The 24,435-nt window shown below is 31.8% G+C and carries 20 protein-coding genes and 1 tRNA gene; 3 read left to right on the top strand and 18 right to left on the bottom strand.

The features are described from left to right. Positions 1 to 2: 2 nt before the first annotated feature. Both JM80_RS11095 and JM80_RS11100 read right to left on the bottom strand, forming a co-directional pair. On the bottom strand, positions 3 to 2,057 hold the full coding sequence (locus JM80_RS11095) for an ATP-binding protein (RefSeq protein ID WP_144710113.1): 2,055 nt from the start codon (positions 2,055 to 2,057) through the stop codon (positions 3 to 5). A 135-nt stretch (positions 2,058 to 2,192) separates the two neighbouring features. Then, positions 2,193 to 4,259 carry an ATP-binding protein gene (locus JM80_RS11100; RefSeq protein WP_144710115.1) on the bottom strand — a complete coding sequence of 689 codons (2,067 nt, stop codon included), beginning with the start codon at positions 4,257 to 4,259 and terminating at the stop codon, positions 2,193 to 2,195. Positions 4,260 to 4,534: 275 nt separating this feature from the next. On the opposite strand from JM80_RS11100, the gene JM80_RS11105 reads away from it, so the two are divergent. Next, positions 4,535 to 4,610: transfer RNA gene (locus JM80_RS11105), tRNA-His, on the top strand. A gap of 105 nt (positions 4,611 to 4,715) precedes the next feature. Here the strand turns inward: JM80_RS11105 and JM80_RS11110 are convergent. The 3 genes from JM80_RS11110 to JM80_RS11115 form a co-directional block, all read right to left on the bottom strand. Next, positions 4,716 to 5,618 carry an IS3 family transposase gene (locus JM80_RS11110; RefSeq protein ID WP_222428954.1) on the bottom strand — a complete coding sequence of 301 codons (903 nt, stop codon included), beginning with the start codon at positions 5,616 to 5,618 and terminating at the stop codon, positions 4,716 to 4,718. Next, positions 5,582 to 6,016, bottom strand: a complete 435-nt coding sequence (locus JM80_RS16530; RefSeq protein WP_034647405.1) for a hypothetical protein — start codon at positions 6,014 to 6,016, stop codon at positions 5,582 to 5,584. Before JM80_RS16530 ends, JM80_RS11110 begins: the two co-directional genes overlap by 37 nt. A 106-nt stretch (positions 6,017 to 6,122) precedes the next feature. Further along, positions 6,123 to 7,685 carry a M28 family peptidase gene (locus JM80_RS11115; protein WP_144710117.1) on the bottom strand — a complete coding sequence of 521 codons (1,563 nt, stop codon included), beginning with the start codon at positions 7,683 to 7,685 and terminating at the stop codon, positions 6,123 to 6,125. A gap of 654 nt (positions 7,686 to 8,339) precedes the next feature. Here JM80_RS11115 and JM80_RS11120 point away from each other — a divergent pair. Then, entirely contained in the window at positions 8,340 to 10,277 is a 1,938-nt protein-coding gene (locus JM80_RS11120) for a hypothetical protein (RefSeq protein ID WP_144710119.1), read from the top strand. A 77-nt stretch (positions 10,278 to 10,354) separates the two neighbouring features. On the opposite strand, the gene JM80_RS11125 is transcribed toward JM80_RS11120, so the two are convergent. Beyond that, a complete protein-coding gene (locus JM80_RS11125) occupies positions 10,355 to 11,494 on the bottom strand; it encodes a sodium:calcium antiporter (RefSeq protein ID WP_013622699.1) in 1,140 nt (379 codons plus the stop codon). 149 nt (positions 11,495 to 11,643) lie between these two features. On the opposite strand from JM80_RS11125, the gene JM80_RS11130 reads away from it, so the two are divergent. Continuing rightward, entirely contained in the window at positions 11,644 to 12,528 is an 885-nt protein-coding gene (locus tag JM80_RS11130) for a sterol desaturase family protein (RefSeq protein WP_144710121.1), read from the top strand. Here JM80_RS11130 and JM80_RS11135 read toward each other — a convergent pair. From JM80_RS11135 to JM80_RS11190, 12 genes are all read right to left on the bottom strand, one after another. Continuing rightward, positions 12,525 to 13,478: an aldo/keto reductase gene (locus tag JM80_RS11135; protein ID WP_144710123.1), complete on the bottom strand. Its 954-nt coding sequence runs from the start codon at positions 13,476 to 13,478 to the stop codon at positions 12,525 to 12,527. The genes JM80_RS11130 and JM80_RS11135 overlap by 4 nt on opposite strands. Before the next feature lie 13 nt (positions 13,479 to 13,491). Further along, the gene (locus JM80_RS11140) at positions 13,492 to 14,430 is read right to left on the bottom strand and encodes an L-histidine N(alpha)-methyltransferase (RefSeq protein WP_144710125.1); all 939 of its coding nucleotides are present in this window, start codon (positions 14,428 to 14,430) and stop codon (positions 13,492 to 13,494) included. A 1-nt stretch (position 14,431) separates the two neighbouring features. Beyond that, on the bottom strand, positions 14,432 to 15,580 hold the full coding sequence (gene egtB / locus JM80_RS11145; RefSeq protein WP_144710127.1) for an ergothioneine biosynthesis protein EgtB: 1,149 nt from the start codon (positions 15,578 to 15,580) through the stop codon (positions 14,432 to 14,434). Beyond that, the gene (locus JM80_RS11150) at positions 15,573 to 16,793 is read right to left on the bottom strand and encodes a bifunctional alpha/beta hydrolase/OsmC family protein (RefSeq protein ID WP_144710129.1); all 1,221 of its coding nucleotides are present in this window, start codon (positions 16,791 to 16,793) and stop codon (positions 15,573 to 15,575) included. The genes egtB and JM80_RS11150 overlap by 8 nt, the downstream gene beginning before the upstream one ends. Positions 16,794 to 17,319: 526 nt before the next feature. After that, positions 17,320 to 17,601 (bottom strand): DUF427 domain-containing protein, encoded by a 282-nt coding sequence (locus JM80_RS11155; RefSeq protein ID WP_013622693.1) that lies wholly within the window; start codon positions 17,599 to 17,601, stop codon positions 17,320 to 17,322. 108 nt (positions 17,602 to 17,709) lie between these two features. Further along, on the bottom strand, positions 17,710 to 18,444 hold the full coding sequence (locus JM80_RS11160; protein WP_144710131.1) for a flavodoxin family protein: 735 nt from the start codon (positions 18,442 to 18,444) through the stop codon (positions 17,710 to 17,712). A 27-nt stretch (positions 18,445 to 18,471) separates the two neighbouring features. Then, on the bottom strand, positions 18,472 to 20,034 hold the full coding sequence (locus tag JM80_RS11165) for a YdiU family protein (RefSeq protein WP_144710133.1): 1,563 nt from the start codon (positions 20,032 to 20,034) through the stop codon (positions 18,472 to 18,474). Between the two features lie 3 nt (positions 20,035 to 20,037). Next, positions 20,038 to 20,313 (bottom strand): GNAT family N-acetyltransferase, encoded by a 276-nt coding sequence (locus JM80_RS11170; protein ID WP_013622690.1) that lies wholly within the window; start codon positions 20,311 to 20,313, stop codon positions 20,038 to 20,040. 59 nt (positions 20,314 to 20,372) lie between these two features. Continuing rightward, the gene (gene msrA, locus JM80_RS11175; protein ID WP_013622689.1) at positions 20,373 to 20,924 is read right to left on the bottom strand and encodes a peptide-methionine (S)-S-oxide reductase MsrA; all 552 of its coding nucleotides are present in this window, start codon (positions 20,922 to 20,924) and stop codon (positions 20,373 to 20,375) included. Next, on the bottom strand, positions 20,914 to 21,381 hold the full coding sequence (gene msrB / locus JM80_RS11180; RefSeq protein ID WP_013622688.1) for a peptide-methionine (R)-S-oxide reductase MsrB: 468 nt from the start codon (positions 21,379 to 21,381) through the stop codon (positions 20,914 to 20,916). Before msrB ends, msrA begins: the two co-directional genes overlap by 11 nt. Before the next feature lie 162 nt (positions 21,382 to 21,543). After that, positions 21,544 to 21,969, bottom strand: a complete 426-nt coding sequence (locus JM80_RS11185; protein WP_013622687.1) for a 3D domain-containing protein — start codon at positions 21,967 to 21,969, stop codon at positions 21,544 to 21,546. A gap of 111 nt (positions 21,970 to 22,080) precedes the next feature. Continuing rightward, positions 22,081 to 24,312 (bottom strand): carboxypeptidase-like regulatory domain-containing protein, encoded by a 2,232-nt coding sequence (locus JM80_RS11190; RefSeq protein WP_144710135.1) that lies wholly within the window; start codon positions 24,310 to 24,312, stop codon positions 22,081 to 22,083. Positions 24,313 to 24,435: the final 123 nt, after the last annotated feature.

Here is a 24,435-nt window from a genome sequence, read left to right on the forward strand (position 1 = left end):
AGTTAAATCTCTTTTTTTGGTAGTTCAAAATAAAAAGTACTACCTTCTCCCAAGGTACTTTCTACCCAGATAGTACCTTGGTTGTTTGTAATCATTTCTTTGCATAAAGGAAGTCCTAAACCGGTTCCTTTTTCATTGTTTGTACCATAAGATACAGCAATGGCATTATCATTTGAGAACAATTCTTCAATTAACTCTGGTTTTATACCTATACCAGAGTCCTGTATACTAATAATCCAACTATTTGTAGTTTCTTTTGCGTTAATTGTAATATTACCACCTGTTTTGGTAAACTTTATTGCATTACTAAGCAAGTTACGCACCACAACGCTCATCTGGTTTTTATCTGCCCAAATAATGGCATTTTCTGGTATTGTATTGGTTATTTTTATATTTTTATTTTCTGCTAGTTCTGCAAGTAAATTAATATTGTTATGTGCTAAGTTGTACATTTTTGCATTGCTTGGCGTGGTAGAGCCTCCGTTCATTTGTGTTCTACTCCATGAAAGTAGGTTTGTTAGTGTAAAAAATAATGCATCTACATCACTCTTCAATTTGGGTATGAACCGCATAAAGTCTTCAGCTTCTACATCTTTAGCAACAAACATATCTAACAGGCTTTGTAATGCTGCAATTGGATTTCTTAAATCGTGTCCAATAATAGAGAAGAGTTTATCCTTAGTCTTGTTTATATTTTCGAGTTCATTTTCTCTCTTTTTTAAAACCTTAGTTTGCTCTATTAATTGGTTATACAGTTTTTTTCTAGTATTAGCCTGAATTTTTATAAGTAATAAAATAAAGCTTAATACTACCAAGGCAGCAATTGCTATGTAAAGATAGTTCTGGTGCTTATCTATCTCTTTTTTAGCATCAGCTTCTGTATCTCTTTTTTGTCTTTCGTATTCAGTTCTTGTTTTAAAAGCGCCTAAACTGTTGCTATTTTCTCTTCTTAAGATAGAGTCAGATGTTTTTTTAAACATCTCTAAGCTCTCTAAAGCTAAATCAGTATCATTATTTTGTTTGTGTATTAGGTATAGAGTTTCGTACGCTTCTTCAAGTTCTTCAAGTAAGTTAAACCTAGATCCAATTTCTATAGCTTTGTTAACAGATTCTTCAGCCTTGTCTGTTTGTTTTAAACCTAAATAAGCTTTGGCTTTTGCATTTTCTAAAGACACTACAGTTCGGTCATCTGTTAAGTCATTTAAAATATTTTCACTAATATCTAGCCATTTTAAAGCAAATTTGGGTTGATTTTGCTGTATTAAAATTCTTGCCTTGTTAATGTAACAGTAGGATAGCCATTCTTTATCATTATGTTTTTCAAAAGTAGCTATGCTATTGTCTATGTATTTTGTAGCTAAATCTAATTGATTGGTTCTAATATATATATCAGACATATTAGCATGTGTTTCTGCTATATATATTGGGTTTCCAATTTCTTTATTCAACTTGTCAACCTCTTTGTAAAGAGCTATACTTTGTTTGTAATCTTTTTGAGTTGCATATAAGCTTGCAGTGTTGTCTTTTATAAAGGAAAGTAGTACTTTGTTGTTATTGGCCAATGCTATGTCAGAACCTTCTAAGTATGCTTTTAGCGCATCACTATTTTTACCTATGTAAGCGTTTTCAGATCCTATTTGGTTTAAAATATTTATTTGTCCTCTAATGTAGTCTCCTTCTCTTGCAAGTTTTAAAGCTTCATTTAATTGCTGTAGTGCTAATTCTGAGTTTCCTTGATAAGAATTGTAATATGCTAAATGAGCTATTGCATCTGCTTTTCCTTTTTTATAATTTATGGTATTACTTAGTTTGTAAACCCTTTCAGAAATAGATTTTAAGCTATCAATATTATCATAAGTGTAGTGGCTTGATAGAGATGTGAGTAAATCTATGTAGTGTTTTTTGTCTTCCTTTGATTTTATGTTTTTTGAAGCCTTTTCAACTAAATCTGTAATACTGTCAATTTTAGTCTGCGAATTACCAGTTAGCACTAAAAAACATACAAGAGTAAACAGAAGAATTTTTTTGTGTAAATAATTATGTAAACCTGCGTTCATATTCTGGTAAAAAATGGGTAAAAATGCCTAGCAATATATTGATAACGAATGAGTTTAACAAGTATTTTAATCTAAAAATACAATTTGTATATTATTTGCAGAGCTAGATTATGAATACTAAAATAAATCATCAAATTATAGGGTGTATTGATAATTGTCTTCTCCTTTAGGAACGGTAAAATAAAAAATAGTTCCTTTTCCTAATTTACTTTTTGCCCATAAATTTCCACCATTATTTTCTACCATTTCTTTACTTAAAGAAATTCCTAAACCAGTACCTTTTTCATTATCAGTACCAAAAGTAGTGTGACTTTGATTTGAAGCAAATACTTTGCTTAAATCCTCTTCACTCATACCAATACCTGTATCTTTAATAGTAACTTCAATAAATTGGTATTTTTCTTGGGCGTCTATTGTTATTTTGCCTCCTTTTGGTGTAAACTTAAGCGCATTACTAATTATGTTTCTAATAACAATATCTATTTGGTTGGGGTCAGAAAAAATTATAGTATTTTCTGGGATTTCATTAATTAATGTAATGTTTTTCTTTTTAGCGGTTTCTGCTAATAAATTTATATTGTTTTCTGCTAGTGTATTTAATTCTGCTAGGGTTGTATTGGTAGTAGCACCATTCATTTGTGTTTGCCCCCAAGATAATAGGTTATTTAGGGTAAAGGAAATATGGTCTACGTCTTTAATTAATTTAGGTACAAAATCTCTAAATTCAGTTATGGCTAAGTCACCAGATTTCATCATTTTTAATACATCTAACAAGGCGCCAATTGGTCCTCTTAGGTCATGTGCAATTATAGAAAATAACTTGTCTTTGGTTTCATTAATTTCTTGTAATTCTTCCTCTCTGTTTTCTAAAACAACCTGTTTTAACTGTAACTCTGTGTTAAGCTTTTTATGCGCTTTTCTACTTCTAGACATCATAAATGTAATAATAGCCCATATTATTAAAATAGATGAACCTATGTATATAGCACTCCTTAGTTTAGCGTTTTCTAACTTGTCTACTACTTCTTTAGTTTCTTTTTGTTTATCTCTTTCTATTTTTGTCTGTAGCATTAACAAGCTGCGCTTGTTTTCGTTCCTGGATAATGAGTCGGTTACTTTTTCATATAATTCATGAAAGAAAAGTGATTTTTCAAAATCTTTTTTATGTTTATTTATTTTGTATAAAATATCTGCAGCACTTTCTAAGTTTTTTATAGAATTAAGTTCTTTAGCATTGTTATAAGCTGTAAGTGCATATAATTCTGCTGTATCTGTATTGTTGTTGCCAAAGTGGGCATACGCCAATCCGCTCAATAAGGTTAATTTATCTCTGTTATTTTTAATTTGGTCATATAAATGAAAACTCTGATCATACCAACGAATGGCCCATTCATATTTCTTTTGCTTTAAATAGATATCTCCTTTAACTCTGTATGATTTGGCTATCCATCTTATGTTATTATATTCTTCAAAAATGCTTATACTTTTATTAATATTAAACATTGCGTTATTAATGTTTCCTATTTCACTTTGTAGATAAGCATAGTTACATAATGTTTTTGCAGAATTAAAATCGTTTTTTAGAGTTAAATTAAGTTTTAAAGACTTTTCTAAAAATAGTAAGGCTTGGTCATAATCTTTTTGGGCAGAGTAGAGGTTAGCAATGTTCTCATTCATAACAGAAAGCATTCTGTTGTTGTTGCTTTTTTCTGCCAGTTCTACACCTTCTAAATAGATGGCTAAAGAATTTGCATAATCTCCAAAGTAATAATAAGACTGTGCAAAATTATTCATAATAGATAGCTGTAAATGGCTATCATTTATTTTTTTACTTTCTTCTAATGCTTGGTTGTATAATTTATTAGCCTTTTTACTATTTCCGGCATCAGAGTAATAATTTGCGGTGTGTAGCAAGGCATTGCTTATTCCGTAGCTATATTCTAACTGTTCACTAAGTTTTAAAGCCTCATTAGCTAAACTTAATAAACTGTCTGAATTGTAAAAACGTAACCTTTTGGCTCTATTATTTAGAGTGTTTACATATATAGTGTCTTTAGGCACTATGTCATTACTAACTTTGGGAGTTTTGCCCTCGCTAGCATTTATTGTACAACTAAAAAGTAGTATACACGTAAAAACTAACTTAAAAAACAGCTTTTTGTTAGTTAAAAAATACACTTTGTTTTTAATTTCTGAAGGCATTAATTTTTTTAATATTCTTATGGTATAACTTAAACGTGAATTTATAAGTAAGCTTATGCTTTGACTAATTTATGTTGTGAAATGTCATTTTTTGTGTGTTTGAACTGTTTTTTTTAACCTATCATCGACTTTAAAAAAATAAAGCACAGGGGTAAAATTACGATAAATATTGATAATTAGCACATTACAATCTATTTTTTAAATTAGTGAAAATATGATGCAAAATTGTTTGATAGATAAAATAAAAAAAATTATCTTTGCATCCGCTTACAAATGGTGGATGTAGCTCAGCTGGTTAGAGTATCGGTTTGTGGTACCGAGGGTCGCCGGTTCGAACCCGGTCTTCCACCCAAAAGCAAAGCCTTATCAATTTTGATGAGGCTTTTTTGTTTTAAAAACTTAATTTTGACTAGTCCTAAATAATCGATACAGATTATTAAAGATTAAATTTATTATTTAAATCTCATTGAAACTAGTTTCAATGAGATTTTTTGATTTGTATTGTTTCATTATGATTTTGTTTTGCTGATGCATAAGCTCTGGTGTTAACATGTGGTTTGATAAATGTGGCCTTAAGTTGTTGTAAATGCAAATAGCTTGTTCTACCAATTTTCTCTTCATAGGTAACGACTGTAAATGTTTTGCAACGTTGAACTCTTGTTTGAGTATACCATTGATCCTTTCTGCAATTGCATTTTCATAAGGGTCGTATTTTTCGGTCATACTGGATTTAATTGCGTTTTGCGACAATAGGTTCTGATATTCATTAGAACAATATTGCAACCCTCTATCAGAGTGGTGAATAAGTGGTTCATCTTTATACATCCTATTGTTCAAAGCCATCTCCAAAGCTTTTATGGTTCCATCAACTGCCAGACTTTCCGATACATTATATCCTATTATTTTTTTAGAATAAGCATCTGTTATTAATGCTAGATAAGATGGGTTGTTTCTAGAACCTAAATAGGTTATATCGCTAACCCATACTTGTTCTGGTCGATTAATTTCAACATTGCAAACAATATTCTTATGCTTTCTAAATCGATGGTGAGAATCTGTAGTTATCTGATATGATCTTTTAGGTTTTATAAGCATATGATTTGCTTTGAGTATTCTAAAGAGTTTATCTCTGCCAACATTTAAAACAATGAGTTTGTCTTTCAATATATAATACAATTTTCTAGTACCTATTTTAGGCATAATACTACGAATACTGCGCACTAAAGCAATCACTTGTTTTACTATATGCTGATTTTTAGTCCTAGATTTTACAGCTCTATAATATACCTGTCTATTTAGCCTGAGTAAGTTACAGGTGGAAACTATTGTTTCTTTTTGTTCTTCTTTGAAGCGTTCAATAACTCGGGCGTGTAATTTTTTCTGATAGCAATATCATATTCTTTTTCCGCCATATCTACTAACATATCAAAAATGATTACCTTTTTATCAGCTCTTTCAGCTAAGTGCTCGGCACGAGCCTTTTGCTTTTCCAAAAGTTTAACTTTAGCCTCTAACTCAACGATTCTTTGTTCTGGTGTTTTTGCCACGTTTACTACGGATAGGTTTTCCCAATCAAAGGTACCATATTTTCGTAACCAAGATGTGATTGTCGATCTTGCTTGTATGCCATATTTAAGGTGAGCCGAAAGTCTATCCAGCTTACCAGATTCAATTTCCTCTACTACTTGAAGTTTAAAAGAAAGCGAGTAGTCTTTTTGGGTTCTTTTTGTATAACCCGTCTTTACTGATGTATTCATTACACTAAGTTTTAGTGTATCGCTATGTTAGGACGGGACATTTTAATCTATAAAAAAACCTCTGCTAAATAAGCAGAGGTTTTTATTTGTGTTTAAGTTGTTTGCCTTATTCTGTAGCTTTGTCTACAACTAATCTGTTTGCTCTGTTTGCAATTTCCCATGCTGTATAAAAAACCAATCTAGTTCTGTTTTCTAACAAGTCATAGTTAATTTTATCTGGCGTATCAGACGGTTGGTGGTAATCGTCATGAGTACCATTAAAATAAAAAATAATTGGAATATTATTTTTTGCAAAGTTGTAGTGGTCACTTCTGTAGTAAAAACGGTTAGGGTCGTTCTCATCATTATAAGTATAGTCTAAAACAACGTTTGTGTATTTTTTGTTTACTTCTTCAGATAAGTTATGTAATTCAGTACTTAATTTATCAGAACCAATAAGGTAAATGTAGTTTCTGTCTCCTTCACGCTTAGGATCTATTCTACCAACCATATCAATATTAAGGTTGGCAACAGTGTTTTCTAAAGGAAAAATTGGGTCTACATCTGTATAGTGTTGAGATCCTAGTAAACCTTTTTCTTCACCAGTTACATGTAAAAATACAACAGAACGTTTAGGACCATTACCATCTAATTCTGCTTTTTTAAATGCTTCAGCAATTTCTAATAAAGCAACAGTTCCAGAACCATCATCATCAGCACCATTATTAATTTGTCCGTCTGCAGATACACCAATATGGTCTAAATGAGAAGATATTACAAGGTATTCATTTGGTTTTTCAGAACCTTTAATGTAAGCTACAACATTCTCAGACTTAACATCTTTGTTTCCACTTTTTAAATCTACATTTAAAGTAGTGCTAACAACCTTAGGAGTGTTGTCTGTAGCAATGTTTGCAACAATAGCATTTGCTAAAGAACTATTAACTAAAATAGTGGCAAATTTGTTAGGTTTAGCTGGTTTAGGAGAAATTCTTTCTCTACCACTTTTTTGCATTTGAGCAAAATATTGTTGGTATCTTGGGTAGTTACTTTCATCATAAAAAATAATACCTGTGGCACCTTTTTCTTTAGCAACTTCTGCACGTTTTGCTAAAGCTTCAGAAGCATTACTCCATGAAGATTTTTTTGTAGATCCAGATACTACATATGTACCGTCTTCATTTTTAGGCTCACCAACTTTAGCTACAACAATTTTATCTGCAACGTCTAAGTTTTTGTAATCAGAGTAGTTTTCTTCATCTATACCGTAACCAACATATACAACATTAGTGTAGTCGCCAGTAGCAGCACTTGTAGCAACATAATCCTCTCCTAATTTATATTCTTTACCGTTAACGCTAAGTGAACCTGTAGGAAGCTTAGAAATTTCTAAGGGAACATCCTGAAAATAGTTACCATCTGCTTTTGCTGGTTTAATACCTAAGCCTACGTATTCTTTTTTTATGTACTCTATAGCTTTCTTTTGTCCTGGTTTACCTGTTTCACGTCCTTCAAACTCGTCAGATGCATACGTGTATAAGTGAGCTTTTAATTCGGCTTCAGTAATAGTTTTACCATAAGTTTCTGGATTGGCCTCTACAGCTTTTTCCGTTTTCTTTTCTCCTGTAGTTTTCTGAGTAGAATTACAGCTTATAGCCAGAGCTAAGGCTATAAATGCTAGTTTTTTCATATTTGGATTTTTAATTGTTCTTGTAATCTGAAAAGTACTAAAAAAAGAGGATATAACTATACAGATATTATTGTTTGTTAAAAAAGCAGTTTTAGCGCTTAATAATTATAAATTAAATTTAAATTATATTCTTTTTTAAGAGTATTTTCATATTTACTATTAAAGTTGTGTGAATTAAATAATGTGTAAAATCTTAATTAATTGCTGTTTTAGGTTAGATTTTGATACTTCATTTCTTTTATTAACATAAACACTATGTTTTATTCATCAATAATTCTTCTTTTTAACTTTTGTATTAAAATTTAGTTAAGAAATTTACCTTTAGTGCAATATCTTTTTAATAAATCTGTTATTTTAACTTAAATAGTAATTTGATTTACAGAAGTTTATACAAACATTTTACTCTTGCAATCAGTCTTAAAATCTAGTCTTTAAGATGTAATGTTTTGATATGTAGGCACTTAGTGTTAGTGTAGGTTTTTGTAGTTTTAAAAAGCTACAAACGTAAACTTTAACTTGTTAATATTTAATGATAATAGGTTGTTGTTTTAGATGAAGAGGATTATGAGGTTTTTACAGCAAAAAGAATAAAAAGTTAATAGCTGAGAAAAAAATACATCAAAATTTTAAAACTAAACAAACCAACCTTTATTTATGAAAAACTCTTTTTCTGAACGCTTAAATTATAAAGCAGAACGTTTTTTAAGCAAAGGAGGCTCATCAATATTTAAGAGTCTTTTAATTATTTTTATTATTGTATTTATATTTCTTGTTGGACTGCGTTTATTACTCATAAATCTTTTTCCAAGTTTAGATTATACTGGAAATGTTTTTAGAGATATTTGGGTTACTTTTTTAGAAATGACAGACCCTGGAAATATGAACCAGGATAATGAAGCACCTACATTTTTAAAAGTACTAACGGTTTTGTCTGGTTTAACAGGTGTTATTTTACTGTCTATGCTAATTGGTTTTATTACTACGGCTTTAGATACTATGTTGTATGATTTTAGAAAGGGTAGAGGTAAAGTTATAGAAAACAACCACACTATTATTTTAGGATGGAATGAGCGTGTTGTAGATGTAATTAGAGAGTTAATTTTAGCAAATGAGAGCGAGTCTAAAGCTTCTGTAGTTATTTTATCTAATACAGATAAGGAAGAAATGGATAATTTAATTACCAAACGTTTGCCAGATATGATGACAACAGAGGTAATTACTACACAAGGAGATTATGCCAATATTAATGAGCTTAAGCGTATAAATTTAGAGTCTGCCAGGTCTATAATTATACTTGCTAGTTGTTCTGAAAGTGCTACGTTAAGTAAAAAGAAAGCTAGTGATGTACAATCTGTTAAATCTATTTTGGCAATAACTGCTTGCCAAAATGGTAAAAATGAACTGCCAATTATTGCAGAGATTTTTACAAAAGAAAAAAGAGATATTATAAGCTTTTTTGAAGACGATAATATTATTGCTATTGATAGCTGGAATATTATGGGTAAACTTTTAATACAAACTTCTTTAACCAGTGGTTTAGACTCTGTTTATAAAGAAATTTTGTCTTTTGATGGTTGTGAAATATATTTTTATGAAGATGAATGGAATAATGTTCCTTTTGGTGAGTTAAGTTATTATTTAAAAGATGGTATTCCACTTGGTATTTATACCCAAGAGGAAGGTTTGGTTTTAAGGCCACCGTTAAATACCGTACTTGCTAATGGAGATTCTGTGGTAATTTTAGCAGAAGATGATTCTACTATTTCTTTTGAAGGAAAACAACATTTTTTTCCTGATAGAGATAAAAAAATTATAGATGTTCGTTTAGAACAAAAGAAAAAAAGAATTTTAATTTTAGGATGGCATAAAGTAGCAGAAGTTTTTATAGAAGAGGCTACAGATTATTTGTTAGAAGGTTCTGATTTTGATATTTTATTTGATAATCCTACAGATGAGTTAACAGAAGTTGTAACAGAAATAAAAGGTTTGTTTCCAGATTTTAATATCAATTTACACAACTCTAACCCTTTAGATTTACATAAGCTTGAAGAAATTAAACCTGCCAGTTATGATACCGTTGTAATATTGTCTCAGAGTATGGAGGAGCAATCTGCAGATAAAATTGATTCTGATACTTTAATTATTTTGCTTTTATTACGTAAACTAGTAGAAACCGCAGATGGTTTACATATTATAACGCAAGTTTTAAACTCAGAAAATCAAGAAATTATTACGCAAACTAATGTAGATGATTTTATAATTAGTAATAAGCTAATTACAATGATTTTAGCGCAATTAAGTGAAGAAGCCCTAATGAAAACTTTTTATGACGATATTTTTTCTGAAGACGGAAGTGAAATTTATGTAAAACCAGCAACACTTTATTTTGATACTTTTCCGCAGAAAATAAGTTTTGCTGATGCTATTTTTTGCGCACAACAAAGAGATGAAATTTGTTTAGGAATACGAAAAGGTAACTTAAGTAAGAGTTTAAATGATAATTTTGGTATCACTTTAAATTTATCTAAAAACGCAGAAATAGAATTGTTAGAAAATGATTTTTTAATTGTTTTGTCTGAAGACGAATTGTAATACTTAATTTTGTTTTTGCAACAAAAGAAAGGTGCTTATTATACTGTAATAAGCACCTTTCTTTGTAATATACTTTATTATAATAATGCTGTAAACCAATGAGATATTTGTGATAATCCATTAGAAACTTCACTAATTAATGGTATGTCATAACTTAATCCTTTACCAACAGAGTACACTACAAATAATACATAAAGTAGTAGTAATAGTTTTGCGTGTATGCCTTTTATTCCTTTTTTAGAAAAAATAAATATAAAAAATACTATAATAGTTAAAATAAGGAGTAACACGCGTAACTGACCTATGTTTTCAATAGTATCTGCACTCATTTCTATTGGTCCGTATATTAACGTAAATAAAAACAACGGAAAACCTAGCGCAAAGCAAACATCAAAAATATTACTGCCTAGCGCATTTGCAACAGCATCATCATAATTTCCTTTCATAGCGTCTTTGTAAGATATAATAGTATCTGGCACACTTGTAGCTGCAGATGCTAAAACAACAGATACAAAATAAATAGGCATACCAGTAGCGGCACCAAACTCTTGGCAAGCTTCTACCAACCAAAAACAAGCTAAACCAATAAATAAAACAGATATTAGTAATAGTAATATGGCTTTTAGTTGGTTAATTTTAGAATTTCCAAGAACCACTGTGGCTAAATCTCCTTTAAATAAAGCAACTGCTCTGTTACCGCCATCGGCTTCTTCTTCGTAATCGTTTTCTACTTCGCCTGGCCCTTGACTGAGCAACATATAGCCAACATAAACAAAATAAAGCGCCATTAAAATTAAGCCATGAATCCAATTTAAAGATGTACCGCTTATTACAAAAATTAAGGCAAGTTCTGCTAAAATTAAAGAAATACCGTCTCTATATATTACTTTTTTAGAAACCTCAATTTTAGAGGTTATTTTTTTTCCTATAACAACTAATATTACTACTGCAGGTATAATCATGGCATTAAAAACAGCACTACCAGCTGTTGTACCTATTCCTCCAGAAAAGCCATCTTTATCTTTTAATACAAATAAAAAAAATAGTGTTGTAAACAATTCTGGCAAACTGCTTCCTATGGCGTTTATAGTGGCACCTTTAATGCCTTCCTTCATGTTTCTGCCTAAGTAATTAGAAGCCATTTCAAAACCATCACAGGCTCTCCAAATTATTATACAAGTAATTAAAATTAATCCAAGTGAAGTTAAGATTGCCATAAATAGTTTTTGGTTTTGGGTAAATTTAAATAAATAAAAGGTAAAATGTTAAAAAATGTTTTTAGCAGACGTTAAATGCAGTTAATATGTAACTAATGTTGCATTCTGTTTGTTAGAAAATGCAGATATTTACGACTCTTATTTTTGTTATGAATAATTATTTAGAAGCTTTTACAAATGCGTTTTCAGGATCATTAAGTTGGACATGGAAATCTATTGTTTTTGATGTGCCTTGGTATACCAATTACTTTTGGGGTTTACTACTTATATCTTTACTTGTTTGGGGATTAGAAATTATGTTTCCTTGGCGAAAAAACCAATCAATATTTAGAAAAGATTTTTGGTTAGATTTTTTTTATATGTTTTTTAACTTCTTTGTTTTTTCAATAATAATAAGTGGTTTTTATAAAACTTTAGAGTTGTTTTTTGGTTCTTTTGGTATTACGGTAAAAAGCTTGGCTGTTGTAGATATATCTAAGTGGAGTATGGGCTTGCAACTTTTGGTGTTTTTTATTGTTTTAGACTTTGTACAGTGGTTTACACACGTATTGTTGCATAAGTTGCCAGTATTGTGGAATTTTCACAAAGTACACCATAGTGTAAAAGAAATGGGTTTTGCAGCTCACTTGCGTTACCATTGGATGGAAAACGTATTGTATAAGCCATTAAAAACCTTTGGAGTATTAATTTTAGGAGGTTTTGAACCTGAGCAAGCTTTTGTGGTTCACTTTTTTGCTATAACAATAGGGCACTTTAACCATTCTAATATTAAAATAACGTGGGGACCGTTAAAATATATATTTAATAATCCTGTAATGCATTTGTATCACCATGCATATACATTGCCAAAGGGGTCTTACGGGGTTAATTTTGGAATTAGTTTAAGTTTGTGGGATTATATTTTTAAAACAAATTATATTCCTGAAGATAGTGGTACTGTACGTTTAGGTTTTGAGGGTGATGAGCATTTTCCTAAAGGATTTGTAAAGCAAAATTTATACGGTTTTACAAAAGATAAAAAACATACATCTTAGTTCCATTTTAGGGAGCTACGTTCTTCCCAGTAATTATTAGGGTTAGTTTTTAGTTGTTTTAATTTCTCTAAATCGCTTTTACTTAAAACAATATCTAAAGCTTTGTAATTACTGTCTAATTGTACTGTGTTTGATGCACCACTTAGCAAATAGGTTGGCTCTAATGCATCAATAATAAAACGTAATGCAATTGCATCTACACTTACATTATGGTTGTTAGCTAGCGCTTCCAGCGTTTTATAATTTTTTTGATAGTTTTTAAAAGCATCACTCTTAAAAACTCTACCGTTAGCCAAAGACTCTTTTACAATTACTGTTTTGTTTTCTTTTAATAATTGATTTAAAATAGGGTAGGTAGACTGCTCTAAAACGTTGTACGTTACTTGGAAACTTGTAAATAAATCTTCTCCGTTAACTTTTACGCCTAAAGCTTTTTCTATTACATTGCTTTGTTGTGTTCCGCTAGTAGATATACCAATAGTTAATCCTGTTTCTTTTTTTATAGTGTACAGCTCTTCTAAGACATTAGTGTTGTCTAAAATTCCACTTTCTAAGGTAGCCGAGTGTACTTGGTATATGCCTAATTCTGGTAATAAGTTTTTTGATGTTTGCCATTGCTCTTTTAGTTTAGCTAAAGAGTGCTCTTTAATTTCATGCTTGCCATTAAAACCTATTTCCCAATTGGCAACATAGGTGTAACCCCATTTAGTGCCTAAAACAAGGTCTTTGTGTTCTCTTTGATTTTTCCAGTCTAGTAAAAATTGTTCTCCTTTACCGTATGATGGTGCAGTGTCAAAATACCGTATTCCTAACTCGTAGGCGTGGTCTAGCATTGTAAAGGCATTTTCTTTAAATGCAGCAACAGACTTATTTACATTAGTTGTTCTAATGTTTATATAATCTGGTCTTCCTAATGCTGCTAGACCTAATCCAAGTTTGGTGTTTTTCAATTTTTATATACTTTTATTTAACCCATAGACTGTCAGTAAAGTAATGTTTGCAATCTAAAAAGTTGGTTGCAACAGTGTAGTTTGTTTTTAGTGCTAACTCTTCAATCTCAGTAAGATCATATTTTTTAGATAATTCTGTCCAAATAAGCTCATTCTGATTAAAACTGATTACTTTATCTAGTTTTTTTAAGTAAACTTGTTGCTTTTTTAAGCTTACTATATAGCTTTTAACTTCTCCGTTAGTAGGGTTGTAGTGGCAATAAAAGTCAAAATCATCAATTTTAAAATCTGCTTCTAGCTCTCTGTTAATTCGTAGCAAAAGGTTAAGGTTAAAACGTTTTGTTATTCCGTCTTTATCAAAATATGCATTGTGTATAGTAATAGGATTCTTTTTTAGGTCTATACCAATTAGCAACTTATCTTTAGGTTTCATATTGTTATTAAAAAGCTGTAGTAGTTCTGTTGCTTCACCATAAGTATAATTACCTATGTTACTACCTAAAAATAGGAGTAAACTAGGGGTGCTATCTTGTTTAAGTTCTTTAAGCATTTTAAAGTAGTCGCCAATTTTAGGTTTAATGGATACATTTGGTAAGCGTTCTTTTAACTTATCTGTAAGCATATCTATAGCTTCTTTACTAATGTCTATAGGAATGTAATGAAAAGCAATATTGTTTTGCTCTAAATATTCTAATAGTTTAAAGGTTTTAAATCCGTCACCAGCACCAAATTCTATAATGTTAAACGGTACGTTAAATTGTAATGCATCTACAATTTGTTTGGCTTGAAGTGATAAAATCTCAAATTCACTATCTGTTAAATAATATGATTGCATATGCATAATTTCCTGAAAAATTCTGCTTCCAGCATCGTCATAAAAGTATTTGGAAGATAGGTGTTTTTTTGGCGCAGTAAGGCCATCTAATATATCTTTATCAAAGGTATAATCCATATTATTGTGCAAGTCTTATTCCAGAAAATAACCAGCGCATATCTGCCTGAAAAAAGTTTCTGTATGTTTTTCTACTGTGGTTTTCTGGTGTTGCTATAGAGGCTCCTCTAAGCACGTGTTGGTTAATCATAAACTTACCATTGTATTCACCTAAAGCACCAGGAGCTTTAGAGAAATTTGGGTAAGGTAAATATGCACTATTGGTCCATTCCCAAAGCTGACCGTAATTTAGGTGCTCTGCAGCAATTTCCCACTCAAACTCTGTAGGTAGGCGCATTTGCTTCCATTCTGCATAGGCATAGGCTTCATACATACTAATGTGTGTAACTGGCTTGTTTGGCTCTACAGGCTTAAAACCATTTAATGTATAGTAGTGCCAGGTGTCTTTAACTTTGTGCCAGTATAAAGGAGCAGTAATGTTGTTTTTGGTAATAAAATCCCATCCTTCTGCGTGCCATAGGTTAAAGTTGGAGTAACCGCCAGCTTGTATAAATGCAATGTATTCTGCATTAGTGGTTAAATTGTTGCTAATTTTAAATTGATGAAGATATGTTTTGTGTACGCCTAGTTCATTATCAAAACTAAAACCAGTTGTGTTATGTCCAATTTGGTATACGCCCTCTTTAATAGTAATAAACTCTTGCTTTTGTGTTATGTCATTTAATGCAATACTATTTTTAAGGGTAGGAAATGTAGGCTGATTGCCAAAAATGTATTTTATATCATAGTAAAATAACTCTTGGTGTTGTTGTTCATGGTTTATACCAAGTTCTATAATTTCTAGAGCTTTTTTAGAAGGATTGCTATCTAAAAAAACAACCATTTTACTGTCTACATAATTCCTGTATGCATACACTTCCTTTACAGTTGGGCGTGTCATTAATCCTCTGTTAGGACGTAAAACACGTTCGCCTGCATTGTTGTAATAGCTATTAAAAAGATAAGCAAAATCGTCATTGTAAACGGTATATTCTGAGCTAAATTCTTTTAAAACAAATTGCTCAAAAAACCAAGTGGTATGTGCTAAATGCCATTTAGGAGGCGACACAAATTCTGTTGGTTGTACGGAATAATCTTCGGTTTCTAAATTAGAACAGAGTGTTAAAAATTGGTTGCGAGTGTTTAAGTAAGCACTTTTTATGTTAATCATTTACGAGTACGGTATCTATTATAATATCACTTTGTAATGTTCTGTGAACAGGGCATTTAGACGCTATCTCTTTAAGTCTTTGTTTTTTTTTATCATCTAGGTTTCCAACAAACTTTAATTTCTTAGAAAGATGATCATATTTGGTTGGTTTGTCTACATCAAGCATTAAATCTGCACTGTGTTTTTTTGCATACGTAATATAAACAAAAACTTCTTGCAAATCCCATTTTTTGCGCTGCGCGTACATTTTTAAAGTCATTACAGTACAGGCGGCTAAACCAGCGCTTAAAAAATCATAAGGAGACGGGCCAAAATCATCACCAATATTCTCTGGTTCATCTGCAATTAAGGTGTGTTTTTTAGTCTGTATAGTTGTTGTGAAATTATCTTCTAATAAATTTAAATGTCCTACTAGTTGTTCTCCTTCTGTAGATAGCATTTCATTTTCTTTTGGCTCAAAATAACGTTGTACCCAAGTACCAATAACATTACCAGCATAAATACTGTCGGTTGGGTTTGTTAGTAGGTGATCTGCTTGGTCTAAACTAACAAAGCTTTTAGGGTGGTGTGCGTTTAAATAAAGCTCTTGTGCATTGTCTACACCAACAATGGTGTCTATAGGTGAATGTAGAATTAAAATGGGCTTACGGAGTTCTTTTGTTATTTTTGGTAAGTCTGTTTTGCTAAAGTCCTCTGCAAACTCCTTGTTTATTTTAAAAGGTCTGCCACCAATGTTAACTTCTACGTTTCCTTTTTCTGGAATACTGCTAACATCGTGGGTAAATAAATGTGTTACGTGACTAGCAGTAGAAGGGGCGCCAATAGTAGCAACGGCTTTAATATTTGCTAATTTAGACGCTGCAACAATAACTGCTGCACCACCAAGAGAATGCCCTACTAATAGGGAAGGAGCGCTATAGTTTTCAGTTAGGTAATTGTTTACCGCAATTAAGTCATCTACATTTGCTGAAAAATGACTATCTGCAAATTCTCCTTCACTGCGCCCAAGTCCTGTAAAATCAAACCTAAGAACCCCAAAACCGTGCGTTGTAAGAGACCTGCTAATGTTTTTTACAGCTGTTAATGTGCTGCTACAGGTAAAACAATGTGCAAAAATGGCAAAGTAGTTTGGTTTTTGGTTGGCAGGTAGCTCTAAGTAGGCTTGTAGCTGTAAACCATTTTTATTTTTTATGTGTAATCTAGTGCTCTTCATTCATTAATTTTTTAGTGTTTATGTGCTTAGAAAATTGTAATAAAAGCAATTGTGATTTTGATAGAATCAAGGTTTTGTAAAATGGTTTTTTTAAGATTTGTGTTAAGGTAATTTTTATATTCTTTTTGTAATGGTTTAAGTGCTAAAAACTGATAAATCTGTGTTGTAATTTTTTATAATTTAAACTTGAAAAGTTTTTTTGATGCTATCTATTTTCTGTGCTTTTTTCTGTTTAAAAACATCTTATATACTTATTGGTATTTTTTTTGTAAAACGCATTATTTAAATAGTTTAAATACACATTAAGTTATTGTTATCCAGATTTTTATTAATTTTTAATTAAACTTATCATTTAACTGTTTAGGTGTCGATTTTATTGACGCTATATCTGAATAGAAAAACAAAACCTTTCGTTATATTTTACATCCTAATAACAATTTTAAAATAGCATTTGCTTACTAATGGTAACCTGTGCTTGAGGTTATCTTATAAAGTGAATCTTCTGCTATTTTAAGCAAAAAAAATACTATTCTACTACTTCTACACCTTTCCAAAAAGCTACATAACCTTCTATTGGTTTTGCCATTTTAGAAACTTCTGGATAGTGCCAAGCAGCATCTTTATTTTCATTACCGTTTACAGTAACGGTATAATAATGAGCTTTGCCTTTCCAGGGGCAAGTAGTGTGTGTATTTGTTGGTGTAAAAAACTCTTGCTTAATGCTCTCTTTAGGGAAATAATGATTGTTTTCTATAACTACAGTGTCATTGCTCTCTGCTATTATGGTATTGTTCCAAATTGCTTTCATAAATGTGGTTTTTAAATGTTTTTATTGTTGTTGGTGATTTTGTCGGAAATAGTAGCTTAAAATTACAGTGCAACTATAGCGTTGCTATGCAGTTTATTAGCTGTTTTATTAGCGGTATTCAGGATTTTCAAAGTTCCATTTTTTACCATTATCCCAGCCTTCTCTAGAGTTTCCGTAACTAGGGTAACCTCCTTGTTCTTTTAGCATTTTAGCTAAGTGCATAAGGTTGTAGGTCATAAATGTTGTATTTCTATTTGTAAAGTCAGACTGCAAGCCAACAGGATTGTCTAATTTTTCTCCTTTCCACTTGGTGTCACCATAGCTAGGGCCTGGTCCAACTTCGCCAATCCAACCAGCATCAGCCTGTGGTGGTATAGAATATCCAATATGCTGCATAGCATATAAAATACCCATAGCACAGTGCTTTACACCGTCTTCATTACCTGTAATAATGGTACCACCTACTTTTCCGTAAAACAAATATTGTCCTTTATCATTAGTCATACCACTCATAGCATACAGTCTTTCAATAAGTTTTTGCGCTACAGAAGACTTTTCTCCTAACCAAATTGGGGTGCCAATGATAAGTATATCAGCATCTATAATTTTTTTAAACAGCTCTGGCCATTCATCTTTATCCCAGCCGTGTTCTGTCATATCTGGGTAAACACCAGTAGCAACATCGTGATCTACAAGTCGTAATTGTTCTACAGTAACATTCTCTTTGCGCATTATTTGCTTAGAAACCTCCATAAGTTTAGAAGTATGACTTATTGATGGTGATTTTTTTAGCGTACAATTAATGTACATTGCTTTTAAGTTGCTGAAATCTGTTTTATTCATAGTGTTATTTTTAATTTAGACCAGAAGTTATGAGCTACAGGATAACATAGAACAACCAACCTTATGTTTTGCCCAATCTGGTCTTTTGGCAAACCATTTTTGATGTTCTGGTTGTTCTTTATAAGGATTTTTTAAAAGTTGATATAACTCGTCTAATACAGCATAGTTGCCATTGTCCGCAGCGTCAATTGCAAGTTGCGCCATATAGTTGCGTAATACGTATTTAGGGTTAGTTAGGTTCATCTTTACTTTACGCTCATTATCTGTTGTTTTTTCTAACTTTAATCTGCTAGCATAAGAAGTAAACCAATTGTTCCAATGTGTTTTTACATCATCTGTTAGTGTGTTTGTATTATAAAAAGCCTCTTTAATGCTGTTTAGAGCTTCTTTAGGAGCGTTTTTGTTAAAAGTGGATAAGTTCCTGTAGAAGATAGTCATATCGGTTTCTACGCGCTGTAAATTCTCTTCAAGCTGTTCTATAAGTTTATAATCTGTGTCAAATTCTGTAAACAAACCAATTTTAGAACGCATCATTTTTAAAGAAGCCTTATCATAACCTAGTTTGTAATCATCTAAAATAGCTTCTAGGGGAGCAGCTTCATTAACCAATGGAAATAAAGCATTTGCCAATTGAAAAAGATTCCACAAACCAACATTAGGTTGGTTGTTGTAGCGGTAACGTCTGTTTTCTGCGTCTGTAGTATTTGGTGTCCAGTCCGGATTATAATCGTCTAACCAGCCATATGGACCATAATCTATGGTTAGTCCTAGAATAGACATATTATCGGTATTCATAACACCGTGTACAAAACCTACACGTTGCCAATGTACAATCATTTCTAAAGTACGTTCTGCAACTTCTTTAAAAAAAGCTATATAAGTTTCTTTAGACGGATTGCCTAAATGAGAATAATGATTTTTTATAGTGTAATTTACTAGCGTAGTTAAGGTAGAAATATCTTCTTTGGCTGCTAATAACTGAAAACTTCCAAAACGTAGAAAACTAGGAGCAACCCTAGTAACAACGGCACCTTTTTCATAAGCTGCATTGCCATTGTATAACATATCTCTTAACACATTATCTCCTGTAAGCGCTAAAGAGAGGGCTCTTGTTGTTGGTACGCCTAAGTGGTACATAGCTTCGCTACACAAGTACTCTCTAACAGAAGAACGTAAAACAGCTAAACCATCTGCTGATCTAGAATACGGAGTTTCTCCTGCACCTTTAAGCTGTAAAGCCCATATTTTGTTATTGTGTTCTACCTCAGCTAAATTTATAGCTCTACCATCGCCTAATTGTCCGGCCCAATTTCCAAATTGATGTCCGCCATAACACATAGCATATGGTTTGGTATTTGGCATAACGCTGTTTCCTGTAAAAACGTTTAAAAACTCTTTGGTAGCACTGTCTTTTTTTGTTAATCCAAGCGTGCGTAGCATATCATCAGAAACGTGAATTATTTCTGGGTTTGCAGTTTTTTTAGGTGTAACATAAGAAAAACACGCATTAGAAACCTGCCTTCTAGAATTTTCTAAAATAGGATCTGCGGGTAATTGCGATGTAAATCTATCTTTTAGGTTAAACTTCATTATTTAGGCTTGTTCAATTATAGTACTCCACTTGTCACTTCTTTTAGCAATAGCCTTAACGTATCCACAAACAGCTACAGCTTTGTACCCTTGTGTGGTAAGCAGCTCAAAAGTTTGTTCTACTAAAACTTTGCCTATACCTTTACCTCTTAAGCTGGTAGGTACTTCAGAATATACTAAGTACATTTTTCCATCTTTAAGCTTGTAATCTACAAATGCTGTATCACCCTCAACATTCATAGTAAATTTTTGATTTTCTTTATCGTGTATAACTTTCATTCTTTCTAAAATTTAAAATACCTGTAAGTCATAAAGAATTACAGGTATTATATGTTGTATTAAGCTGTTATGCTTTTTAATTTATCTGCGTGCATTTGTCGTAGTTTAGCTAGTTTAGGGTCTATGACTACAGTACAGTACCCCATTGTTTTATTATTTTGGTAAAAACGTTGATGTTCTTCTTCTGCATCATAAAAAACACCAATAGGGCTAAGTTCTGTAACAATAGGATCTGTGTAATACGGAGCCATTTCTGCTAAAACAACCTCAGCAAGTTCTTTTTGTTTAGGATTATGATAATAAATTACAGATCTGTATTGTGTGCCAGCATCTGCACCTTGTCTGTTTAGCGTAGTAGGATTGTGTGTAGTCATAAAAATAACTAGTAAATCTTGGTACGCTATTTCTGCGGCATTGTAGGTAACTTGTACCACCTCTGCATGACCAGTTAAACCAGAGCATATTTCTCTGTATGTTGGTCTGCCAGGTGCAATACCACCCGTGTAACCAGAAACTACCTTTTCTACACCTTTAACCTCATTAAAAACTGCTTCTGTACACCAAAAGCATCCTCCACCAACAGTTAATGTTTCTAATTTTCTATTCATCATTATTCTTTTCTTTCTCTTTTTGTAATTGTAATGCTTCAGAATTTATACAATAGCGTAGGCCAGTAGGTTCTGGTCCGTCTGGAAAAATATGTCCTAAATGTGCGTTACATGTATTACATAAAACTTCTACCCTTATCATACCAAAACTTGTATCTTTTATGTACTTAATAGCATTTTCCTTAATAGGCTGTGTAAAACTAGGCCAGCCAGAATTGGACTTAAATTTTATGCTAGAGTTAAATAAAGGTGTGTTACAGCAAACACAATTGTATTGTCCGTTTGTAAAAGAACTACACAAAGCACCACTATGCGCTGGCTCTGTACCTTTTTTACGTGTAATTCTGTATTGTTCTGGTGTTAGCAATTGTTTCCACTCAATATCTGACTTTTCAACTTTAAAATCGGGCTCTAAATTGCCTTTAACTGTAAAGTGAATTACATTTTTCCAAGTTAACATAAATCAATTTCCTTTCTACATTATAATTGTTATACTAGTGTTATTTTATTTGTAATATTTTGTCGTATTAAAATTACTTTCCTATCATTTACAAGCTAATGCAAATATTAACTAAATACTAGTATAATAGGTTTTTTTAAAGATAAGAAGAACGCTTTAAAATTAAGGTGTTTTTAAGCTATCTTTAAGAATTTTGTACTGTAAATTAATTTTTTTAACACCGTACTCTATAGCTTTTTTTACATCTGTTCCCATATAAATATCTATTCGGTTACGCCATTTAGAATGCATTTTATCTTTTACCAAATAAGTGCCACTAAACCCTTCTAGTTTTACTTCAGTATTTCTGTTTAAACCTAATTTTAAAAGATCTTTAGAAACAGCTATGTATTTGTCTCCGGGTTTAAGACTGTCTCCCCAAGCAGCAATAGTTGGGGTAGAAGAGGTTTGGTATGCCAAAGAGTTGTATGCAGTTGCTTTAACGCTAAGTGTTTTCCAAACATATGGGTTTTCTTTCTTTTCTACACTTTTGTTAGCACAAGAAAAGAGTGTTATACAGCATAAAACAAAGAAAAAGTTCCTAATCATTAAACTAAATATACTATAATTCTATAAAAAATGGTGTCTGTGTTTGGACAGATAAAAAATAAACCCACAACAAATGCTGTGGGTTTACTAGGTGCAATAAAAATACCGTTTTTAAAAAGTTACGGAAACTTTAGCTTTTAAAAAGAACGGAGTACCTGGTGTAAAATGAATTTCATCTATAGGATTATCTTCATTAAATAACCTTGTTTCTGTAGCAAACTGACTCTCGTTCCACTCTGTGTCAAACAAATTCTCTATAATAACTCCGTATGTCCAGTTTTTAGTATTGTAACTAATATTAAAATCTGATACAAAGTAACCGTCTGCAACAATAGAGTTATCTTCATTAGCAGGTCTGTCTTTTACGTATCTGTAATTTAATCCGCCAGAAAACTTACCTAAGTTTTTAAAAGTTACACCACCAGCAGCGGTTAATGAAGGAGCCAATGGTATGTAATCTTCACCATCTGCTTCTTCTGTGCTTCTGGCGTAAGCGTAGTTTGCATCACTATACAAATACAAATTAGGGTTTATGTTGTATCTAAAACCTAAATCTACACCATAACGTTGTGTTTTTCCACTAGGTTCTACAACTCCAGCATCACCAACATATACAAATTCTTGTTCTAAAAATAAGCTCCATAAAGCAGCGTTAATAACTAATTTAGATGATGGTTTAAGAATAACACCCAAATCGTTACCATAAGCAGCAGGTAATATCTCTTTACCATTGTTAGCAGTAACCACGCGTGTGTCATTAGAATGAAAACCAATACCCGATTTTAAAAATAACTGCACGCTAGGAGAAGCAGCATAAATAAAGTTTAACTTAGGACTAACAAAAACCTTGTCTTCACTTAAACTGGTGTATGTAGCTTGTAGTTTATCTATATAGTCGTTTTTAAAATAATCTAAACGCAAACCAGGATTAATTGTCCATCTGTTTTTCTTGTACGTAGCGTTTACAAAACTATACATATTAACTTCATCAATATCACCTAAAGCGTAAGTTTCTAAAGTAGTTTGCCTATTAGCTGTGTGAGATAGCTCCACGTCATTAACATCATCATACCTAAAACCAACACCAGCTTCTAATTTTAACTGTGAGTTATCTTTATTAAAGTGATAATTATGAGCGTAAACAGATTCTGCTCCAAAAATACTACGAGACTCTTTTTGTTTTATTTGATCTCCATTTATAGGATCTTCTAGAAAGAAGGTAAAGTTAGAGAACAACTCAAAGTCGTACTTAGATACAAATGCCTTTGAAGTAAGAGACTCGTGATCATTAAATTGTTTGGTGTGATTAAACCATAGGTTAGACCTGCTAGTTTTACCACCTTCAGTATCATCTATAGCGCCAAACCTACCAATTAATCCTTGGTCTACCGCACGCTGAGGTATTTGACCAGAAGCATCCCATTTACTTTGAAAATGACTAGCTGTAATAGTAAACTCTTGATCGTCATAATTATTAAAGTTATAACGGCCCATTAGATTAATTCTATTAAAATTCTGAGGAGAATCAAAAACACCATCTGTAAGTACAAGCTCAGAAGCTAAATACATATTATTTTGTTCTTCATCTAACAACTTAAGCATACTTACTGCACGTAAGCTGTTAAATTGTCCGGCTTCTACAGATAATAAATTGTTGTCTAATTTTTTCTTGGTTTTTAAGTTAACATAACCTGCAGTGTTAAAATTACCAACATTTGCGTAATAAGGGCCTTTGCCAAAATCTATGTTATCTATAGTTTCTGGTATAATAAAGTGCATATCTGCATAACCTTGTCCGTGTGCATGAGATACCATATTTACTGGTAAGCCATCTACGCTTATGGCAACGTCTGTACCGTGGTCAATATCAAACCCGCGTAAAAATATTTGTTCTGCTTTACCACCACCAGCATGCTGACCAATAATTAGTCCAGGAACTTTACGTAAAATTTCTTGTGATGACTTTACAGGATTTGTTTTAACATCTACATTTAAAAATGTACTTAAGGTATTAACATTAGAAACCAAAACTACTTGGTCTAAAGACACAGCACTTTCTGTTAAACTAATTTTTACAGTAGTGTTTAAGTGTTTCTCTGTAATTGTAATTTCTTTTGTTGCGTACCCTAGATTGTAAAAGAAAACAACGTCATTTAAAGAAACATTATTTAATTTAAAATAACCAGATGTATTAGAGTAGGTGTAATTACCTGTTGTTTGGTTGTACACACTAACACCTTCTATAGGTGTGTTGTTGTTAGATACTATTGTACCTTTTAACTCGTGTGCTTGTATACTGCCAATACCTGTTAAGAGCAGTAGTATTGCTATAAAATTTTTCATTTGTTGTAGTTTGTTGTAAAAAGTACCCTGTTTAAAACTGTAATATTGTTCTAAATTTAGGATACCAGTAATGTATATACATAGCTAACTTATAGGCATAAAACAGCCTGTAGTAACTAGTAC

This window comes from Cellulophaga sp. RHA_52 (assembly GCF_007827205.1).
Taxonomy (GTDB): domain Bacteria; phylum Bacteroidota; class Bacteroidia; order Flavobacteriales; family Flavobacteriaceae; genus Cellulophaga; species Cellulophaga lytica.

What these genes read in the sequence shown, in the direction of transcription:
- JM80_RS11095 (WP_144710113.1), bottom strand. Translation starts at nt 2,057, where the DNA reads ATGAACGCAGGTTTACATAATTATTTACACAAAAAAATTCTTCTGTTT.
- JM80_RS11100 (WP_144710115.1), bottom strand. Translation starts at nt 4,259, where the DNA reads ATGCCTTCAGAAATTAAAAACAAAGTGTATTTTTTAACTAACAAAAAG.
- JM80_RS16530 (WP_034647405.1), bottom strand. Translation starts at nt 6,016, where the DNA reads ATGAATACATCAGTAAAGACGGGTTATACAAAAAGAACCCAAAAAGAC.
- JM80_RS11115 (WP_144710117.1), bottom strand. Translation starts at nt 7,685, where the DNA reads ATGAAAAAACTAGCATTTATAGCCTTAGCTCTGGCTATAAGCTGTAAT.
- JM80_RS11120 (WP_144710119.1), top strand. Translation starts at nt 8,340, where the DNA reads ATGAAAAACTCTTTTTCTGAACGCTTAAATTATAAAGCAGAACGTTTT.
- JM80_RS11125 (WP_013622699.1), bottom strand. Translation starts at nt 11,494, where the DNA reads ATGGCAATCTTAACTTCACTTGGATTAATTTTAATTACTTGTATAATA.
- JM80_RS11130 (WP_144710121.1), top strand. Translation starts at nt 11,644, where the DNA reads ATGAATAATTATTTAGAAGCTTTTACAAATGCGTTTTCAGGATCATTA.
- JM80_RS11140 (WP_144710125.1), bottom strand. Translation starts at nt 14,430, where the DNA reads ATGGATTATACCTTTGATAAAGATATATTAGATGGCCTTACTGCGCCA.
- egtB (WP_144710127.1), bottom strand. Translation starts at nt 15,580, where the DNA reads ATGATTAACATAAAAAGTGCTTACTTAAACACTCGCAACCAATTTTTA.
- JM80_RS11150 (WP_144710129.1), bottom strand. Translation starts at nt 16,793, where the DNA reads ATGAAGAGCACTAGATTACACATAAAAAATAAAAATGGTTTACAGCTA.
- JM80_RS11155 (WP_013622693.1), bottom strand. Translation starts at nt 17,601, where the DNA reads ATGAAAGCAATTTGGAACAATACCATAATAGCAGAGAGCAATGACACT.
- JM80_RS11160 (WP_144710131.1), bottom strand. Translation starts at nt 18,444, where the DNA reads ATGAATAAAACAGATTTCAGCAACTTAAAAGCAATGTACATTAATTGT.
- JM80_RS11165 (WP_144710133.1), bottom strand. Translation starts at nt 20,034, where the DNA reads ATGAAGTTTAACCTAAAAGATAGATTTACATCGCAATTACCCGCAGAT.
- JM80_RS11170 (WP_013622690.1), bottom strand. Translation starts at nt 20,313, where the DNA reads ATGAAAGTTATACACGATAAAGAAAATCAAAAATTTACTATGAATGTT.
- msrA (WP_013622689.1), bottom strand. Translation starts at nt 20,924, where the DNA reads ATGATGAATAGAAAATTAGAAACATTAACTGTTGGTGGAGGATGCTTT.
- msrB (WP_013622688.1), bottom strand. Translation starts at nt 21,381, where the DNA reads ATGTTAACTTGGAAAAATGTAATTCACTTTACAGTTAAAGGCAATTTA.
- JM80_RS11185 (WP_013622687.1), bottom strand. Translation starts at nt 21,969, where the DNA reads ATGATTAGGAACTTTTTCTTTGTTTTATGCTGTATAACACTCTTTTCT.
- JM80_RS11190 (WP_144710135.1), bottom strand. Translation starts at nt 24,312, where the DNA reads ATGAAAAATTTTATAGCAATACTACTGCTCTTAACAGGTATTGGCAGT.